This window comes from Flavobacterium sp. T12S277, from assembly GCF_048514875.1.
Taxonomy (GTDB): Bacteria; Bacteroidota; Bacteroidia; order Flavobacteriales; family Flavobacteriaceae; genus Flavobacterium.
The window spans coordinates 52,076-71,374 of the sequence record NZ_JBLYEG010000002.1 but is presented as its reverse complement, the minus strand read 5'-3'; the positions used below and the strand labels follow the sequence as shown (position 1 = coordinate 71,374).

Below are 19,299 nucleotides of genomic sequence, written 5' to 3'. Positions count from 1 at the left end.
TAGTTTTTTAGTGCCTCCATTTGTCTTTTATAAAGATAAATCGGAGGCATTTTTTTATTTGCAAGAGAACAAAAATCAAATACTTTCGTTTGTAGTATATTTGTCTATCTGAATTTAGTAAATAATGAAAAGAAGGTTTTTCTACGTTTTGGTTTTGGTGGCAGTGCAATTTTGTTTTTCTCAGAATAAATTGTCCTGGCAGGGGTATTTTTCATTCAATGAAGTAAAAGATCTCTCGCAATCTTCAACTACCGTTTTTGCGGCCTCAGAGAATGCTCTTTTTTCTAAAAATGCAGCCCTGAATACAGTCAAAACCACCACAACGGTCGATGGTCTTTCGGGACAGACGATCTCTTCTTTATACCATAGCGAAGGGTTTAAGAAAACAGTAATTGGATACGAAAACGGATTAATGATCGTGGTAAATGATACCGATGGCACTATTCTAAAGGTGATCGACATCATTAACAAACAATTGCCAGCCAATCTAAAGAGAATTAATCACTTGATGGAGCACAACGGAATGGTTTATGTTTCCTGTGATTTTGGAATTGTTCAGTTCAATTTAACCACTCTACAATTCGGAGATACTTATTTTATCGGAGATAATGGTGCCGAAGTTAAAGTAAGGCAAACGGCTTATTTTAATGGATTTTTCTACGCCGCAACTTCAAACGGAATCAAAAGAGCCAACAGTACCAATGGTAATCTGATCGATTTTAACCAATGGAGCTTGGTTACTGCGGGTGACTGGGCCAGTGTTGAGCCATTGGATACAGAGCTTATTGCGATAAATTCAGTAGGATACATTCATCGCTACAATTCAAATTCATTTGTTGGATTTTTTCAGCTTCCGCGACCTTCAACAGACTTGCGTGCTGCAAATCATAACTTAATAGTCACAACACCCAATGTGGTTTATGTTTATAACAATCAAATGGTACTGCTTCGCCAGATTGCAAATACTCAGGTTTTAGATAATACTATAACTTTTAGTTGTGCAACCCTTATCGGGGATCAGCTTTATATTGGAACAAAAGAAAAAGGACTGTTCTCGTCTGCGCTTTCTGGGAATTCTGCTTTTCAGGAAAATACGCCTTCGGGGCCGGTACGAAACAATATTTTTTCTATGGATGTCAGTTCTGATGTGCTTTGGGCAGTCTATGGCGATTATGATCTTTCTTATAATCCTTATGGTTTAGATAGTTATGGTGTTAGTAAATACAATGCCTCAGGTTGGCTGAATATTCCTTATTCGAAGGTTTTAGAGGCAAAATCACTCAGCCGGGTGATTGTAAATCCGACGAATGAGAAACAGGTTTTTGCGAGTTCTTTCTTTTCCGGATTGTTAAAAATAGAAAATGATATTCCGGTCTTTTTATACAATGAAAAAAATAGCGGATTAGAGTCTATAAGCTACGTAGGGCCCGATTATATTGATGTTCGTATTAACGGAACTGCTTTTGATAAATCAGGTAATTTGTGGGTGACGAACAGCAGGGTTAAGAACGGTTTAAAAGTACTGAAAACCGACGGGAAATGGCAAAGTTATACCACAGCCACAATTCTTATAAATGCAGAAGCAACAAGCTATGCCGGTATCGTTATTGATAAAAACAATACAAAATGGATTGCCACGAGTAATGACGGGGTAATTGCTTTTAACGAAAGCAACAACACCTTTAAAAAGATGGCTTTTGGAGCTGATTTGGGGAATCTGCCAGCTGCCGATGTAAGAGCCGTAGCACTTGATACGAAAAATCAACTTTGGATTGGGACCACTAAGGGATTAAGAGTTTTGTCTAATGTGGGAGGTTTTCAAACAGAAAGTCAGTTAAAGGCAAACCCAATTATAATTATGGAAGATAATTTGGCTCAGGAATTACTTTATGAGCAGTTTATCACATCAATCGCGGTCGACGGTGCTAATAACAAATGGATTGGTACAGCTGATTCCGGAATATTTATGGTGTCGTCTAACGGACAGGAAACAAAGTATCATTTTACCATAAATAATTCACCTTTGCCCAGTAATGTCGTAAACGATGTTAAAATCAATAGTGTAACCGGAGAAGTTTTTATTGCGACCAATAAAGGAATGATTTCTTTTAAAGGAATAGCAACTGGAGCAAATGAAGATTTGAGCAATGTATATGTTTATCCAAATCCGGTACGTCCATCATATGCCGGAACCGTAAAAGTCGCAGGACTTATTGATAAAGCCAATATTAAAATTACAGATATCGAAGGGAATCTGGTTTACGAAACTACTTCGTCAGGCGGAACAATCGAATGGGATACAACCGCTTTTGGAAAATACAAAGTAGCTTCGGGAGTCTATATGGTTTTTATCTCGGCCGAGGATGGCAGTGAAACTAAAGTGAAAAAAGTGATGATAATTAGATAATGTGGTAATTGTTAAATCTAAGAAGTCTAAGGAGTCTAAGGAGTCTAAGGAGTCTAAGTGAGTCTAAGATAGTCTAATCTCTAAGAAAATCTAATTTTGTTAATCAAAACCAAAGCAATAGTAATTTCATCGTTAAAGTTTCAGGAGAAAAGTTTGATTGTAAAGTGTTTTACGCTTTCAAACGGCCTGAAATCTTATTTTGTGCGTGATGCTTTTTCAAGTCGGAAAGCGAGTCAGAAAATTGCTTATTTTCAGCCTTTGTCTATTCTTGAAATTGAGGCGATGCACAAGAATAAAGGAACTTTGGAGACTTTCAAAGAAATAAAAACAGCAGTACCTTTTCAAAGTATTCATACCGATCTTGTAAAAAGTACTATGGTCATGTTTTTGTCTGAAATGCTCCATTACTCTATTCAGGAGGAAGAGAAAAACGAATCGTTTTTTGTGTTCTTAGAGACGGCACTGAGCTGGCTGGATCATCATGATGAAATCTCAAATTTTCATTTGATATTGCTTCTGGAAGCAACAAAATACCTGGGCTTTTATCCGGATATTTCAGAAATGGAACTTCCTTATTTTGAAATGATTGAGGGTGTTTTTACGGTGTTTTATGGAGCGACTGCTTTGACGGAACATGAAACCAGTCTTTTAAAAAAACTAATTGATTTGAAATTTGAAAACGATCAAAAAGTTTTTCATGTGACAGAAAGGCAAATTTTGCTCAAAATCCTGATCGATTACTATAGCTTTCATTTGGATGGATTCAAAAAACCGAAATCTTTAGAGGTTTTAAAAGAGATCTTTTCTTAAGTTTTTGAAAAAGTGTGGGCATAAAAAAAGGGATGAATTTGATATCAAATGCATCCCTTTTTTCATTACAACAATTGCTTATTGTTTGATGAACTTAACAGAAGTACTGGCATCGTTTAATTTTAAGAAATAAACTCCGGTAGTTAATTCAGAAGTATCAATGCTTTCAGAAGAGTTGTTTTTAGCTCTTTTTACAGCTTTACCTTCAACAGAATAGATTACATAAGAAGAATCTTTGTAGTCGCTGTTTAGTTTTATTTCGTTTTTTGAAATGTAGGCAATAGGATTGCTTTTTTTGTCAAAATCTACTGTTCCTAAAGAGGCTTTTTTAACGATGCTTACATTGTCAAAATAAACGTAACTAGTGTTAGAACCATTATCAGCCCCAGCTTGTAGTGTAAGTTTTAATGCTGCAGAGGTAGCGGGTGCTTTAAATTGGAGTATTTTAAAATCGAAGGTCACCGTTTTCCATGAGCCGTAAACTACGGGAGTAGAAGGGTAATTTTGAGGGAAGAAATAGGCATCTGATTGATTTATCAAACTTAGTTCGAATCCGATCCTGCTTATGTAATTAGTTGGCAGGGTACCAGCAATGAAATAATCAAATTTTACAGTGTAAGTTTCAGTATCACTTAATGTAAAATCCTGAGTAGCCCAAAAAATAGGCGTAAAGAAGGGTTGTGGACTTGTTGGAACTGCTTTTAAACTAGATGCCCCATCACTGAATGTTGTGCTTTCTTTGTCTGAGGTACCATAAGTAAGTGTCCATGAGTTTGGAGTTGTAGCCGTAAAATTTTCAAAACTACCGTTTTGAAGAAGGTTTTGACTTTGCGCCATACCTGTTACCAGGAGGGCTAGAATAAGTAATTTTGTTTTCATAAATGTCTTTTAAAGTTGGGATAAAACTACAATAATAACTTCGCATTTTTCAGGTAATAATGGCTTTTTGAGCTTTTTTAATAAGATAATTTGGGTTTATATTGGTTGGTTTTGGAGCTGATTAAAAGGGTAATTATTTTGTATTCAGTATTTTGCTGATGCTAATGTGTTGGTTTTACAGTTGTTTTTTTGATTTAAATTGTATGGATTTTTTGTGTTTTCGTCTTTTTTTTATTCCCTTTCATGTTTCCTTAAAATTTCTTACTTTCGCACCTCGTTTAAGAAAAGGATAAAATGAGCACAAAATTTACTGAATACAAAGGACTTGACTTGCCAACAGTAGCATCAGAAGTACTTGATTTTTGGAAGAAAGAAAATATATTTGAAAAGAGCGTAAGTACCCGTGAAGGTGCTGAGCCTTATGTGTTTTTTGAAGGTCCGCCTTCAGCAAACGGATTGCCGGGTATTCACCACGTGATGGCGCGTGCGATTAAAGATATTTTTTGTCGCTATAAAACTCAAAAAGGTTTTCAGGTAAAAAGAAAAGCGGGTTGGGATACTCACGGCTTACCTGTAGAATTAGGAACCGAAAAAGAACTTGGAATTACAAAAGAAGATATTGGTAAAACAATTTCTATCGAAGAATATAACGAAGCGTGTAAAAAAACCGTAATGCGTTATACCGACGTATGGAATGATTTGACCGAAAAAATGGGATATTGGGTAGATATGGAAGATCCATATGTAACCTATAAGCCTAAATATATGGAATCTGTTTGGTGGCTTTTGAAACAAATTTATGATAAAGGTTTGTTGTACAAAGGATACACGATTCAGCCTTATTCACCTAAAGCCGGAACCGGATTATCTTCTCACGAAGTAAATCAGCCCGGTGCTTATCGTGATGTTACTGATACTACGATCGTAGCACAGTTTAAAACATTACCCGAAACATTACCAACCTTTTTACAGGGGTTTGGAGATGTTCATATTTTAGCCTGGACGACAACTCCGTGGACATTACCATCGAATACAGCTTTGACAGTTGGACCAAAGATTGACTATGTTTTAGTAAAAACCTTCAATCAGTATACTTTTGAGCCAATCAATGTCGTTTTGGCCAAAAACTTAGTGGGAAAACAATTCGGAAAAGGATTTTTTGCCAGCGAGGAAGATGCTGATTTTGATAAAGTAAAAAATGGAGACAAACAGCTTCCGTACAAAATTTTAGCAGAAGCAAAAGGTGTTGATTTGGCCGAGATCCGTTACGAGCAACTATTGCCGTATGTATTGCCTTATCAAAATCCTGAAAATGCATTTAGAGTAATCACAGGAGATTTTGTTACTACAGAAGATGGAACAGGAGTTGTACATACCGCTCCTACTTTTGGTGCTGATGATGCCAAAGTAGCCAAAGAAGCAAAACCGGAAGTGCCGCCAATGTTGGTTTTAGACGAAAATGGTACAGCAGTTCCTTTGGTTGATTTGCAGGGAAGATTTACTTCACATGTGGGCGATTTGGCCGGGAAATATGTAAAGAATGAGTACTATGATGCAGGTCAGGCGCCAGAGCGTTCTGTAGATGTTGAAATTGCTATTCGATTAAAAGAAGAAAATAAAGCCTTTAAGGTTGAAAAATACGTACATAGTTATCCACACAGTTGGAGAACTGATGAGCCGTTATTATATTATCCACTAGATTCATGGTTCATTAAAGTAACCGATGTAAAAGATAGAATGTTCGACCTGAACGAAACTATCAATTGGAAGCCTAAGTCTACTGGTGAAGGACGTTTTGGAAACTGGCTGAAAAATGCCAACGACTGGAACTTATCTCGTTCTAGATATTGGGGGATTCCGTTGCCAATTTGGAGAACTGAAGACAAAAAAGAAGAAGTTCTTATTGGTTCTGTTGAAGAATTGTACAATGCGATCGAAAAATCTATCGAAGCAGGTTTTCAAAAAGAAAACCCATTCAAAGGTTTTGAAATCGGAAATATGTCTGAATCAAACTATGATTTAGTCGACTTACATAAAAATGTAGTAGACGGGATCACTTTGGTTTCAGCTTCAGGCCAGCCAATGAAACGCGAAAGTGATTTAATTGATGTTTGGTTTGATTCAGGAGCAATGCCTTATGCACAATGGCATTATCCTTTTGAAAATAAAGATAAAATTGACGAGAATAAAGATTTTCCTGCAAATTTCATTGCAGAAGGTGTCGATCAGACTCGTGGATGGTTTTATACACTGCACGCAATCGGAACTTTGGTTTTTGATAAAATTGCGTACAAGAATGTAGTTTCGAATGGTTTGGTTCTGGATAAAAACGGACAAAAAATGTCGAAGCGTTTAGGGAATGCGACAGATCCTTTTGAAACAATTAAGGAATATGGTCCTGATGCCACACGTTGGTACATGATCTCTAACGCAAATCCTTGGGATAACTTAAAGTTTGATATTGAAGGAATTGCTGAGGTTCGTCGTAAATTCTTCGGAACCCTGTATAATACCTATTCCTTCTTTTCGTTATATGCCAATATCGATGGATTTAAATATGCTGAGGCAGAAATTCCATTAAACGAAAGACCGGAAATTGACCAATGGATCATGTCGGAATTGCATACATTAGTAAAATTTGTGGATGAATGTTATGAAGATTATGAGCCTACAAAAGCGGCAAGAGCTATTTCTGACTTCGTTCAGGAAAATCTGAGTAACTGGTATGTTCGTTTGTGTCGTCGTCGTTTCTGGAAAGGGGAGTACGCTCATGATAAAATAGCAGCGTATCAAACGCTTTATACTTGTTTATTAACGATAAGTAAATTAAGTGCACCGATCGCTCCTTTTTTCATGGATAAATTATACCGCGACTTAACAGGTTCTACGCAAACCGAGCAATATAGCAGTGTTCACTTGGCAGAGTTTCCAAAATTTGTCGAAAACTTTGTTAATAAAACGTTAGAAAGCAAAATGCAGAAGGCGCAAACCATCTCGTCTTTGGTTTTATCACTTCGTAAAAAGGAAATGATTAAAGTGCGTCAACCTTTGCAAAAGGTAATGATTCCGGTACTTGACGAGAATCAGAGAGCTGAAATTGAAGCTATTTCTGAACTTGTAAAAGCGGAAGTTAACGTGAAAGAAATTGTGCTCTTAGACGATGATTCGGGTATTTTGGTGAAGCAGATTAAGCCTAATTTTAAAGCCTTAGGGCCACGTTTTGGAAAAGATATGTGTCTGATTTCCAAAGAGATACAGTCTTTTTCGGCAGAACAGATCAATCAATTAGACAAGCAGGGTGCATTGGATATTGTAATTGCAGGAAATACTGTAACTTTATCATTAGAAGATGTAGAAATAACCTCGCAGGATATTGAAGGTTGGCTGGTTGCAAATTCAAACGGAATTACAGTTGCGCTTGATATTACAATCTCTGACGAATTGAAAAACGAAGGAATCGCAAGAGAATTGGTAAACAGAATCCAAAACATCCGTAAAGATTCAGGATTTGAAGTTACCGATAAGATTAAAGTTCAAATAAAAAGAAGTGGCCTTTTAGAAGAGGCAATTCTAAAAAATGAAGACTATATTAAGTCTGAGACATTAACTGATGATTTGGTTTTTGTAGATGCGTTGGAAAACGGCACAGAAATTGAATTTGATGATATTAAAACAGTGATATTAATTTCAAAATAAGTATAATATGATAGATGAAATTACAAGATACTCTGATGCTGATTTAGCAGAGTTCAAAGAAATAATTCAAAATAAAATACAAAAAGCACAAGCCGATCTGGATTTAATTAAAAGTGCTTACATGAATGATTTGAATAACGGAACAGATGATACTTCTCCAACTTTTAAAGCATTTGAAGAAGGAAGCGAAACGATGTCTAAAGAAGCAAACTCACAGTTGGCTATCAGACAGGAAAAGTTTATTCGCGATCTAAAAAACGCACTATTCCGTGTTGAAAATAAAACCTATGGTATTTGTAAAGTAACTGGTAAATTAATTAGCAAAGAAAGGCTTAAAATCGTTCCTCATGCTACAATGAGTATCGAAGCTAAAAACTTGCAGAGATAATTCCGGGTTTTATACTCCATAAAAAAATAGACGCTCCTTTTAGGGGCGTTTTTTTTGTTTAATGTTTGAGCAGTTTTGTTGAAGTAATGATAGATTTAAACATGAAGAATTTTACTACATTAAAACATAAATGTAGTAAAATTGGGTTGTTTATTTTTGTAAGAATTTTAAAAACAAGAGTTTTTACGTAGGAAAGAAATAATATCAATTAGAACTGTCTGTAAAGAAGACAGTTCTAATTAATAAAATAAGCTTGAGTTTAAGCTAAGTTTTTTTCTAATTCTAATTTGTGTTTTCTTAAAACGGCTCTTGTCATTCCTAAATTTGCTTTAGTTGAATCTGCCGCAAGATAGATCATGAACTTTTTGTTGGGAGAAATGTCGATAATGTGAATTTGATTGGATAGCGTAATCAAAATGTCTTCGATCTCCTGGTTTAAATTTAAAGCTTTTACTGCACTTAATTTTGCTTTCACAACTTCGAGATTGTAAGCCGCTGCAAGTTCAGGGTCAAATGCCGGATCTGTTGTCAGGTTTCCAAAGCTTAATCCTGATTCGATTTCTGTTACAGCTACTGCAATAAAGCCGTTTACGTTAGTTTTCATTTCATTTAAAAAAACGTTTAAAAAGTCATTACTCATAGTTTTCGGGGTTTGGTGTTAATAGAAATATGTTATTTTAACAAAGAATTTTTGCTCAGTTCTGTAGCAGTTTCTTCGGTCGATCGTAGTAATAAACCAAGGTTGCTGCCGTCTCTTGAAAAGGTAATGATAAAATTTGTGCCGCTTATTTTGTTCCCAACAACAACTCCTTCTGTGGTTTTTAAAAAGAGTTGTTTCAGAGAGCCTTTTTCGAGATCTAATAAAAGTTTGTCGCTCATCGATACGATGGCCGAGCTCATTGCGGCAATACTATCCGCGTAGTCTAAATGAAGTGATGTGATTAATTTTCCTTTCCCATTAATGATTAATGCTGCGGAAGATTTGGTAGAAAGCAGAAAATCGTTTAGAGTAGTTGTGATTTCATTCATATTTTGTAAGATTTAGGAAAGTTGTTAAATTCTTTTCGTTTTAATACCGTGTGAGAGATAAATATGATTTTTTAGTCTAAACAAGTGTTAATTTTTATTAACAAATATAAATTAAATTATGTATCATTGTAATATCAAATCATTATAATTTTATTTATTTAACATAAAAATCTTATAAAATGGCTAAAGTGTTGAAATTCAAAGAAGTGAACTCCGATGTTGAGCATCGAATGAAAGAATTTGAAAAGATTCGTATACAGTTTAAAACTCAGGTAAAGAAGGCTGAAGCCAAGAATGCGGCAGCTGGAAAAGAGGGTAAAGGATTGCTTAAATCGATTTCCGAATTTTTTGCGGATCCGCCTAAAAAAACCGTTCAGCCAAATGTTAAAAAATAGAGCCTCGGTTAAAGGGCCAAAATGCTCTGGTGATTGCTGGATTATCTTCAAAAACAATTAACGCTCTATTAGGGGCGTTTTTTTTGATTAAATTGTTACTTTTGCCCCATCAAAATTTAATAAAATGTCATTACGAAAAGCGTATTTCCTTATATTTTTAGTTTTAATTGTCGATCAGCTTTCGAAAATCTATGTAAAAACAAACTTTGTTTTAGGTGATGAAGTCGTAATTTTTGACTGGTTTAGAATTCACTTTATTGAAAATGAAGGAATGGCCTGGGGGACAAAGATACCTGGTGAATATGGTAAGCTGTTCTTAACTGTTTTTAGAATTTTTGCTGTAGTAGGAATTGGTTACTGGTTGGCAGATTCGGTTAAGAAGCGTTATTCAAATTACTTAATTGTAGCGATAGCTTTGATTTTTGCGGGAGCAGCCGGAAATATAATTGATTCTGTATTTTATGGGATTGTTTTTGATGACAGTCATGGTAATCTGGCAACCCTTTTCTCACCAGAACCTTATGGAACATGGTTTCATGGTTTAGTGGTGGACATGTTTTACTTTCCAATCTGGAGAGGTACTTTACCGTCTTGGTTCCCTTACTGGGGTGGTGAAGATGTTTCTTTTTTTAATGCGATCTTTAATGTTGCCGATGTAGCAATTTCTACAGGAGTGGGGATATTGTTGGTTTTTAATAAAAGAGCCTTTCCTAAAACTGCCTAGTTGTTGTAGAAAAACTGAAATATTTGAAATTCCAAATTCCAATAGCTGCCTAATAAAAGAGTTAGTTGTTGGAATTTGGAATTTTTGCTTTATTGGGATTTCATATTTTAATGTGTTATTTTTACCGTACGAAAAACTAAACTCATGCAAAGTCCGTCTTTCTCTATCTATGATGCATCTGCAGGCTCTGGAAAGACCTATACTTTGGTAAAAGAGTATCTCAAAATTATTCTTTCTTCTCCAAGAAATGACGCCTATCGAAATATTCTGGCCATTACCTTTACCAATAAGGCGGTTCATGAAATGAAAAGCCGTATTGTGGGAAGCTTGTCAGAGTTTGCAAAAGAAGAACCTTCGCAGAAAGCAGTCGATTTGATGGAGGACTTGTCTCGCGATACAGGACTTTCTGTTATTAAGATCAAAGTAAAATCTCAGAATATTATCAAGCATCTGATTCACAATTATGCTGCTTTTGATATTTCTACCATTGATAAATTTACCCATAAGGTCATTCGTGCTTTTGCGCACGATCTTAATTTGCCAATGACTTTTGAAGTCACTTTGGATACCGAAAATTTGCTAGTTGAAGCAGTCGATGCTATTATTGCACAAGCAGGTCAGGACGAAACACTGACTAAATTGCTGGTCGATTTTACTATGGAAAAAACCGACGATGATAAAAGTTGGGATGTTTCCCGTGAGATATTAGAAACGGGAAGATTAGTTTTGAATGAAAACAACCGGAATGAGATCTCTCATTTTCAGGATAAATCTATTGAAGAGTTTGTTGTCATCAAAAAGAAAATGCAGACTTTGTGTAAAGAGCTGGAAGTCGAAAACGAAAACTTTGCGACAGAAGCACTTGCTTTAATAGATAAAAACGGAATTGATTTAAAATCATTTTCACGCGGAACCTTTCCCAATCATTTAGAGAGTATTCGCGATGGGAAATTTAATCCTCGGAATAAAACTTTTCATGAATTCGATGATATTGCGATCAATAAAACGGCAAAAGACAGGGCGTTAATCGAAAATATAATTCCGGAACTGCTTCAGATTCTGGAAAAAATCTATAAGAACTTTGAAAAAAGAGATTTTTACAAAGCGTTCCTGAAAAATATTACACCGCTCTCGCTTTTAAATACCGTTAGTAACGAATTGGCGAAAATTCAATCGGAGCAAAATGTGCTGTCGATCTCTGAATTTAATGCGATCATTCATCGTGAAATTCAAAATCAACCAGCGCCCTTTATTTATGAACGTTTAGGAGAAAAGTATCGTCACTTTTTTATTGATGAATTTCAGGATACTTCCGAAATGCAATGGCAGAATCTGATTCCGCTGATACATAACTCCCTTTCGGGTCAGGATGATTTTGGAAACAAAGGAACCCTGATGATCGTGGGCGATCCCAAACAATCTATTTATCGATGGAGAGGTGGAAAAGCCGAGCAGTTTATTGAATTAGGAAAAGAAGAAGTTTCTTTTTTTAATCACGAAAAAGTAGTCAAACATTTGGATACAAATTACCGCAGTTATAGTGAGGTAATTGAGTTTAATAATGATTTTTTTAAATTAATTTCGACCGAATTTACAAATGAGGATTATAAAGATCTTTATGAGAATCATAGTTTTCAGAATACAAATTCGAAAAAAGGAGGCTATGTCAATATTTCTTTTCTGCCTATAATAGAGAAATCTGATTTTGCAGACGAAGAAGAGGTGGTGGAGAAATTGGATTTGTATGTTTTGGCGACATTAAATACAATTCAGAAAGTAGTCAGGGAAGGTTTTGAGTACAAGGATATTGTGATTTTGACCCGAAAAAGAGATCAGGGGATTGCAATTGCGAATTACTTAACAGAACAAAATATCCCGCTTTTGTCCTCTGAAACTTTAATGATTCAGAATGCTACAGAAGTGCGTTTGATTGTTCATTTGTTGAAATACCTAAACAATAGTGCTGATTTAGAGTCAAAAGCTAATTTTCTGCATTTTTTAGGATCGAACAAAGAGGTTCAGATGCCCATTCATGATTTCATTGCTTTGGGAATGGCTCAAAAATGGGAAGGTGATTTTGAAAAGTGGCTCTTGACTTTTGATGTTGCGTTTTCTTTTGAAGATGTTCGTAAAAAATCACTGTACGAAGCGGTAGAAATTATAATTTCGAAATTTGTTCTTCCTGATGAGGGGAATGCATACGTTCAGTTTTTTTTGGATATTGTGTTGGAGCGGGACATGAGAAATCAGGCAGGAATAGCTGATTTTTTAAGTTATTGGGATAAAAATGCGGAGAAATTTAGTATTCCGTCTCCCGAAGGAAACAATGCGGTTCGAATCATGACCATTCATAAATCAAAAGGATTGGAATTTCCGGTTGTGATTATGCCGTTTGCGGAGGAAGATTACAATCGAAAGCCAAAAGATAAATTATGGCTGGATACCGAAGATGCGAATTTGGATGTTCCAAAAGCTTTAATTGATAATAGCAGTGCGGTTGAAGGTTTTGGAGAAAGTGCTTCGGCGGTTTTTAATTTGAAAAAACAAGAGGAACTTTTGGATAATATCAATGTTTTGTATGTGGCGTTAACGCGTGCAGAAGAACAATTGTATATCGTGTCACAAGCCATAAAAGAGAGGAAAGATGGAGAGTTGCCAAATAATATGGCTTCTTTTTTTATCCGATATTTGATGCATAAGGGAATTTATGATGCAGAGAGACTGGAGTATGAATTTGGAAATAAGGTTAGACTTTCAAGTTCGGTAAAGTCAGTTGATCTGGTCAAAGTGATTCCTGTGGTCTCAGAAGTTTTAAACCCAAAAAATATTAAAATTGCGCAGCGAGAGGCTTTGATGTGGGGAACACATCAGCAAGAGGCAATTGCTTATGGGAATATTGTTCATGAGATTTTGGCTTTTGTTAAAGACAAAACGGATGTTGATCTGGCGGTTACTAAAGGTATCGAAAACGGATTGATTACGAATGATCAGGTGGATATGGTTTTGAAGACACTTCAGGAAATTGTCAATCACCCTGAGTTGAGTATTTGTTTTGACGGAAAGGATACCGTTTTGAACGAGCAAACCATTGTTCAGAAAGAAGGAAGAATTTTAAAACCCGACCGAATTGTTCTAACAACAAACAAAGAAGCGTATTTGTTGGATTATAAAACGGGAGCGATAAATCCAAAATATACGAGACAAATACAGGAGTATCAGGAGGCTATTGAGGATTTAGGGTATAAAGTGTTAAAAAAAGCGCTGGTATACATCGGATCAGAAATCGATGTAGTAAATTTGTGAAAAAATTAATCAGGTGTTAAAGATTTGACTGGGTATTTTTGGCTTAAGTTGTTAATTTTTAATGTTTTAAATAAATTAAAATGTACGGTAAAATAAAAGAACATTTGCAAAACGAGTTGCAAACAATTGAAGAAAATGGAATTTTCAAGAAAGAACGTATTATAACTTCAGCACAGGATGCGGAAATAACGATCTCGACAGGAGAAAAAGTTTTGAATTTTTGTGCCAACAATTATTTAGGACTTTCATCACACCCGGAAGTAGTTCAGGCGGCAAAAGATGCTATGGATACACATGGTTTCGGAATGTCGTCGGTGCGTTTCATTTGCGGAACACAGGATATTCATAAAACTCTGGAGAAAAAGATTGCAGATTTTTATGGTACAGAAGATACCATTCTTTATGCTGCTGCTTTTGATGCAAATGGTGGTGTTTTTGAGCCATTGTTAGGAGAAAACGATGCTATTATTTCAGATAGTTTGAATCATGCTTCTATTATTGACGGGGTTCGTTTGTGTAAAGCAGCGCGTTACCGTTATGAAAATAGTAACATGGAGGATTTGGAGCAGCAATTAATTAAAGCCAATGAGGCTGGTGCGCGTTTCAAATTAATTGTTACCGATGGGGTTTTCTCAATGGACGGTCTTGTAGCGCCTTTGGATAAAATTTGTGATCTGGCCGATAAATACGATGCTATGGTAATGGTGGATGAATGTCACGCTGCCGGATTTATTGGAGCAACAGGAAAAGGTACCCTCGAAGCAAAAGGAGTTATGGGAAGAGTTGATATTATAACCGGAACCCTTGGTAAAGCTTTAGGTGGGGCAATGGGAGGTTATACAACCGCGAAGAAAGAGATCATCGAGTTATTGCGTCAGCGTTCACGTCCATATTTGTTTTCAAATTCACTGGCACCGGCTATTGTTGGGGCTTCCATAAAGGTGTTTGAGCTGTTGGAAAAAGATACTACTTTAAGAGATAAATTAGAATGGAATACTAATTATTTTAAAGAAGGAATGAAAAAAGCCGGTTTTGATATCATCGACGGCGATTCAGCGATAGTTCCGGTAATGTTATACGATGCAAAATTGTCGCAAACCATGGCGAACGAGCTATTGAAACAAGGCATTTATGTAATCGGATTCTTCTTCCCTGTAGTTCCGAAAGAAAAAGCAAGGATTAGAGTGCAATTATCGGCTGCGCATACAAAAGAGCACTTAGACAGGGCTATAGACGCATTTATAGTTGTCGGACAAATGTTAAAAGTTATATAATTCCCACTTTGGTCAAATTTTTGTAGGTTTTTTTTAACATTTCATTTTGTATTTAAAAATTTTGGTGTTACTTTTGCTTGTAATTAACTAAATTGTAATTAAAAAAATTAAGTATGAAACATCTTAACAAACTTTTAGTTGCTGTGATGATGGTGATGGGTTTAAGTTCTCACGCACAAGACAGTAACAATCCATGGGCTATCTCTTTTGGAGTTAATGCCGTTGATACTAGAACAAGTTCTGGATCAGGAAGTGGTTTCTTTGATCAACACTTCTCTCAGCCGTTCGCTGTAAAAGACAATTGGAACATCCTTCCTTCTTTATCTTACATTGGTGTGAGTAGATATGTAGGTGACGGTTTCTCTGTTGGTTTACAAGGATCTGTAAACAAGATTGATAAATTAGTTACTTTCGCTCCATCTGCTGTAGGGCATGATAGTAGAGGTAATGTAGTTACTAATCCTGGTGATTTGATGTATTACGGAATTGATGCTACTATTAAATATAGCTTCCAGGAATTGATCAAATCTAAAGTGATTGATCCTTCGTTATCTGTTGGTGGAGGTTATACTTTCTTCGGAGATAGTAGCTTTGGAACAGTTAATCCAGGTGCTGGTCTTACTTTCTGGTTTACTGATGCTATTGGTCTTGAACTTGGTACAAGATACAAATGGCTTGTGTCTCCTAATGATTCTAAAGTTGCAGATAGATCTCACTTTCAACACACTGCTGGTCTAGTTTTCAAATTCGGAGGTAAAGATACTGACGGAGACGGAATCTACGATAAAGATGATGCTTGTCCAGATGTTGCTGGTTTAAAACAATTCAACGGATGTCCTGATACTGATGGAGACGGAATTGTTGACGCTTCTGACGCTTGTCCAGATGTATTTGGTTTAGCTGCATTAAACGGATGTCCTGATACTGACGGAGACGGAATTGCTGATAAAGATGATGCTTGTCCAGATGTTGCTGGTTTAGCTGCTTTAAAAGGTTGCCCTGATACTGACGGTGATGGTATCGCTGACAAAGATGACAAATGTCCTACAGTTGCTGGTCCAAGAGAAAATGGTGGTTGTCCTTTCTTAGACGCTGACAAAGACGGTGTTGCTGATAAAGATGATGATTGTCCTACAGTTGCTGGTCCTGCTTCTAACAGAGGTTGTCCTGAAGTAACTACTGAAGCTTTAGAAGATCTTAAAGTTCAAGCTAGAGCGGTTTACTTTAACTCAGGTAAAGCAACTTTCAAAACAGGAGACAAAGAAACTCCAGCTAGATTAGATGCAATTAAAGAAATCCTTAAAAACTATCCAAACGCGAAATTCTCTATTGAAGGACACACAGATAGTACAGGTTCTGCAAAAATCAACGACAAACTTTCTCAAGAAAGAGCTGACGCTGTGAAAAATGCATTAATCGAAAGAGGTGTTAATCCAGAAAACTTAGAGTCTAAAGGATTTGGATCTTCTCAACCAGTTGCAAGTAACAAAACTGCTGCAGGTAAAGCACAAAACAGAAGAACAGAAATTAAACACATTGGTTCTAAATACCAAGGTAAAATCTAATTTACTGTCTAAATAAATACTAAAAGCCATTCTTAATTGAATGGCTTTTTTTATTTTTATCAAATGATAAATACTTCCTTTCTCGGAAAAATAGCAACTGTTATAATTCAGGATTATTCGGCTAAACTTGCCGAAACAACCATTATTCTGCCTAATAAAAGAGCGAAAGTTTTTTTAATTGAAGCCTTGAAAAATGAGACTAAAACCACAATACTCTCTCCTGAAATTATTAGCATTGAAGATTTTGTACAGGATGTGGCTTCGATTAGGTCGGTTGATTCAATTGAGCTTTTGTTTGAGTTTTATGAAGTTTATCTTTCTGTAACCGAAAAACAACAACAGCAGTCTTTTGAATTATTTGCCAATTGGGCGAAAACACTACTGCAGGATTTTAATGAAATCGATCGTTATCTTTTAGATCCTTCGCATGTTTTGTCGTATTTGAGTGATATTGAAGATATCAAAAAATGGGGGATTGAAGTCGAGAATAAAACCAAACTTTTAGAGAATTATATTGATTTCTGGAAACTACTTCCCTTATATTACGATTCGTTGTACAATCATTTGCTTCATAAAGCAATTGGCTATCAGGGATTGATTTATCGCGAGGCTGTAAATAATCTGAATCACTTTTCGAACACAGTTGCAAATCGAAGTTTTATTTTTGCAGGATTTAACGCTTTAAATGCGGCTGAAGAAAAAATTGTTCAGCATCTTTTGGCTTTAGATCAGGCTAAAATTTATTGGGATGTCGATCAGACTTTTCTGAACGATCCTTATCATGATGCCGGGCTCTTTGTAAGGCGTTTTAAAGAAAACTGGAAACACTATAAAGCCAATCCGTTTGAGTGGATTGTAGACGATTTTTCGCAGTCAAAAAACATTCAGATCATTGGGACCCCTAAAACAATCGGTCAGGCAAAACTGGCGGGTAGTATTATCGAAAATATTATTGCAGAAAATCCAACGACTGCTCTAGATAAAGTGGCTATTGTACTGGGTGAGGAGAATTTGCTGATGCCGGTTTTATATTCCCTGCCGTCTTCGGTTGGAAGTTTGAATATTACCATGGGGTATTCCGGAAAGAACAACCCTTCGCAGATATTAATTGCAAAATTGTTTAGAATGCATACCAATGCGCTTTCGCGCAAAGGGGAAAGTTATGTTTTTTACTATAAAGATATATTGGATATTCTAACCCATCCGCTGGTTGAACCGTATGCGAATGCCGGTAATTTAGTGCGGATTATCAAAGAGAATAATTATACTTTTATTACACATAACCGGGTTTTAGAGCTTAATTTGAATCCATCGCCATTATTTAAATTGCTTTTCCAAAAGTGGGAGAACGGATCGATTGCTGTTCTTGAAAATGTTTCAGCGCTTTTACTTTTGATAAAAGAAAATTTCAGCAATGACAATGAGGAGGAAAAAATAGCCAAAGCTTTTGTTTATGCGGTTTTTAAAGTAATCAATAAACTGATTAATTATTATACAAAACACAATCATATTGACAATATAGATACTTTGCATGCGATCTACAAGCAGATTATTGATGTTGCTGAAGTTTCGTTTGAGGGAGAACCTTTGCGCGGATTACAGATTATGGGGGTTCTTGAAAGTCGTGTGCTTGATTTTGATACCGTAATTGTAACGTCGATGAATGAAGGGAAATTTCCCGCCGGAAAATCTCAGAATTCATTTATTCCTTATGATGTTAAAAACGAACTAGGTTTGCCGACTTTTAAAGAGAAAGATGCTATTTATACCTACCACTTTTATCACTTATTGCAAAGGGCTAAAAACATCTTTTTGATTTATAATACCGAAAATGACGGATTGGATGCTGGAGAGCGCAGCCGTTTTATCACGCAGCTGGAAGTAGAAAAACAGTCTAAACACAATTTGACTTTTGATATCTATAACCCGGTTTTGCCAACAACAGCTTATCAGCCAATGGTGGTTCCAAAATCAGAGGCTGTACTGGATCGTTTAAAAGAAATTGCGATTGCGGGTTTTTCGCCGTCAGCTTTGACGAGTTATATCCGAAATCCGATTGACTTTTATTTTCAGAAAATACTTCGAATTCGGGAGGTTGAAGAAGTAGAGGAGAACATCGCTTTGAATACGCTTGGTACCATAATTCATGAAACATTAAAAACGTTGTACGAACCTTTTATCGGTAAGTTTATTTCGGAAGCAGATCTTGAAAATTGTTTTAAATTACTAGACGATGAAGTCTTGAAACAATTTAAACTGGTTTATAAAGAAGGAGAAATTAAAAAAGGACGTAATCTTTTGGCTTTTGAAGTAGCGAAACGAAATGTCTCTAATTTTTTAAAAATGGAATTGGAGTCTCTTAAGAATGGAGATGCTGTTAAGATCATGGCCCTGGAAGAAACGTACGGACGGGAATTGAATCACCCAGACCTGCCATTTCCGGTTTTGATTAAAGGAAATGTGGACCGAATAGAATTGCGCAACGGTAAAATTCGAATTATTGATTATAAGACCGGAAAAGTTGAAAAGACGAACGTAGTGCTTAAATCCTGGAATGGATTGACTCAGGAGCTTAAAAACGACAAAATCATTCAGGTTTTGGCTTACGCGTTCATGTTTGAAAAAGAAGCAGGCGAGATTCCGATTGAAGTTGGAATTATCTCTTTTAAAAATCTAAAATCAGGATTCTTGCCTTTTGGGTTTAAAGAGGATAAAGAGTTGAATGTTACTGTAACGAATGAGATCTTAAAGAATTATCTGGAGGAGATTGTTGTATTGTTAAAAGAAATCTTTAATATGGATATTCCTTTCGAGGAAAAAATAAATTAG

At 35.9% G+C, this 19,299-nt stretch carries 13 protein-coding genes; 10 read left to right on the top strand and 3 right to left on the bottom strand.

The features are described from left to right. The first annotated feature begins 124 nt into the window (after positions 1–124). Together ACN1CN_RS04515 and recO are read left to right on the top strand one after the other, a co-directional pair. A complete protein-coding gene (locus ACN1CN_RS04515) occupies positions 125–2,407 on the top strand; it encodes a T9SS type A sorting domain-containing protein (protein WP_419134810.1) in 2,283 nt (760 codons plus the stop codon). A 96-nt stretch (positions 2,408–2,503) separates the two neighbouring features. After that, positions 2,504–3,217, top strand: coding sequence for a DNA repair protein RecO (recO, locus tag ACN1CN_RS04510; protein ID WP_419134809.1), 714 nt, complete (start codon positions 2,504–2,506; stop codon positions 3,215–3,217). A 78-nt stretch (positions 3,218–3,295) separates the two neighbouring features. Here recO and ACN1CN_RS04505 read toward each other — a convergent pair whose 3' ends face one another. Next, on the bottom strand, positions 3,296–4,096 hold the full coding sequence (locus ACN1CN_RS04505; protein ID WP_419134808.1) for a T9SS type A sorting domain-containing protein: 801 nt from the start codon (positions 4,094–4,096) through the stop codon (positions 3,296–3,298). 294 nt (positions 4,097–4,390) lie between these two features. Here ACN1CN_RS04505 and ileS point away from each other — a divergent pair, with 294 nt between their 5' ends. Further along, complete coding sequence (ileS, locus tag ACN1CN_RS04500) at positions 4,391–7,792, top strand: isoleucine--tRNA ligase (protein ID WP_419134807.1); 3,402 nt, start codon at positions 4,391–4,393, stop codon at positions 7,790–7,792. A 7-nt stretch (positions 7,793–7,799) separates the two neighbouring features. Next, positions 7,800–8,180 carry a TraR/DksA family transcriptional regulator gene (locus ACN1CN_RS04495; RefSeq protein WP_026983623.1) on the top strand — a complete coding sequence of 127 codons (381 nt, stop codon included), beginning with the start codon at positions 7,800–7,802 and terminating at the stop codon, positions 8,178–8,180. A gap of 259 nt (positions 8,181–8,439) precedes the next feature. Here ACN1CN_RS04495 and ACN1CN_RS04490 read toward each other — a convergent pair whose 3' ends face one another. Both ACN1CN_RS04490 and ACN1CN_RS04485 read right to left on the bottom strand, forming a co-directional pair. Further along, on the bottom strand, positions 8,440–8,820 hold the full coding sequence (locus ACN1CN_RS04490; protein ID WP_017497678.1) for a hypothetical protein: 381 nt from the start codon (positions 8,818–8,820) through the stop codon (positions 8,440–8,442). Positions 8,821–8,852: 32 nt separating this feature from the next. Next, positions 8,853–9,209: a roadblock/LC7 domain-containing protein gene (locus ACN1CN_RS04485; protein WP_264525581.1), complete on the bottom strand. Its 357-nt coding sequence runs from the start codon at positions 9,207–9,209 to the stop codon at positions 8,853–8,855. A gap of 179 nt (positions 9,210–9,388) precedes the next feature. Here ACN1CN_RS04485 and ACN1CN_RS04480 point away from each other — a divergent pair, with 179 nt between their 5' ends. The 6 genes from ACN1CN_RS04480 (at position 9,389) to ACN1CN_RS04455 (ending at position 19,299) form a co-directional block, all read left to right on the top strand. Beyond that, positions 9,389–9,604: a hypothetical protein gene (locus tag ACN1CN_RS04480; RefSeq protein ID WP_264525580.1), complete on the top strand. Its 216-nt coding sequence runs from the start codon at positions 9,389–9,391 to the stop codon at positions 9,602–9,604. A gap of 124 nt (positions 9,605–9,728) precedes the next feature. Then, entirely contained in the window at positions 9,729–10,328 is a 600-nt protein-coding gene (locus ACN1CN_RS04475) for a lipoprotein signal peptidase (protein WP_419134806.1), read from the top strand. Between the two features lie 144 nt (positions 10,329–10,472). Next, a complete protein-coding gene (locus tag ACN1CN_RS04470; RefSeq protein WP_419134805.1) occupies positions 10,473–13,631 on the top strand; it encodes a UvrD-helicase domain-containing protein in 3,159 nt (1,052 codons plus the stop codon). Between the two features lie 80 nt (positions 13,632–13,711). Then, positions 13,712–14,905, top strand: a complete 1,194-nt coding sequence (kbl, locus tag ACN1CN_RS04465; RefSeq protein WP_264525577.1) for a glycine C-acetyltransferase — start codon at positions 13,712–13,714, stop codon at positions 14,903–14,905. A gap of 113 nt (positions 14,906–15,018) precedes the next feature. Next, complete coding sequence (locus tag ACN1CN_RS04460; protein ID WP_419134804.1) at positions 15,019–16,470, top strand: OmpA family protein; 1,452 nt, start codon at positions 15,019–15,021, stop codon at positions 16,468–16,470. A 63-nt stretch (positions 16,471–16,533) separates the two neighbouring features. Beyond that, a complete protein-coding gene (locus tag ACN1CN_RS04455) occupies positions 16,534–19,299 on the top strand; it encodes a PD-(D/E)XK nuclease family protein (RefSeq protein ID WP_419134803.1) in 2,766 nt (921 codons plus the stop codon).

What these genes read in the sequence shown, in the direction of transcription:
- ACN1CN_RS04515 (WP_419134810.1), top strand. Translation starts at nt 125, where the DNA reads ATGAAAAGAAGGTTTTTCTACGTTTTGGTTTTGGTGGCAGTGCAATTT.
- ACN1CN_RS04505 (WP_419134808.1), bottom strand. Translation starts at nt 4,096, where the DNA reads ATGAAAACAAAATTACTTATTCTAGCCCTCCTGGTAACAGGTATGGCG.
- ileS (WP_419134807.1), top strand. Translation starts at nt 4,391, where the DNA reads ATGAGCACAAAATTTACTGAATACAAAGGACTTGACTTGCCAACAGTA.
- ACN1CN_RS04495 (WP_026983623.1), top strand. Translation starts at nt 7,800, where the DNA reads ATGATAGATGAAATTACAAGATACTCTGATGCTGATTTAGCAGAGTTC.
- ACN1CN_RS04490 (WP_017497678.1), bottom strand. Translation starts at nt 8,820, where the DNA reads ATGAGTAATGACTTTTTAAACGTTTTTTTAAATGAAATGAAAACTAAC.
- ACN1CN_RS04485 (WP_264525581.1), bottom strand. Translation starts at nt 9,209, where the DNA reads ATGAATGAAATCACAACTACTCTAAACGATTTTCTGCTTTCTACCAAA.
- ACN1CN_RS04480 (WP_264525580.1), top strand. Translation starts at nt 9,389, where the DNA reads ATGGCTAAAGTGTTGAAATTCAAAGAAGTGAACTCCGATGTTGAGCAT.
- ACN1CN_RS04475 (WP_419134806.1), top strand. Translation starts at nt 9,729, where the DNA reads ATGTCATTACGAAAAGCGTATTTCCTTATATTTTTAGTTTTAATTGTC.
- ACN1CN_RS04470 (WP_419134805.1), top strand. Translation starts at nt 10,473, where the DNA reads ATGCAAAGTCCGTCTTTCTCTATCTATGATGCATCTGCAGGCTCTGGA.
- kbl (WP_264525577.1), top strand. Translation starts at nt 13,712, where the DNA reads ATGTACGGTAAAATAAAAGAACATTTGCAAAACGAGTTGCAAACAATT.
- ACN1CN_RS04460 (WP_419134804.1), top strand. Translation starts at nt 15,019, where the DNA reads ATGAAACATCTTAACAAACTTTTAGTTGCTGTGATGATGGTGATGGGT.
- ACN1CN_RS04455 (WP_419134803.1), top strand. Translation starts at nt 16,534, where the DNA reads ATGATAAATACTTCCTTTCTCGGAAAAATAGCAACTGTTATAATTCAG.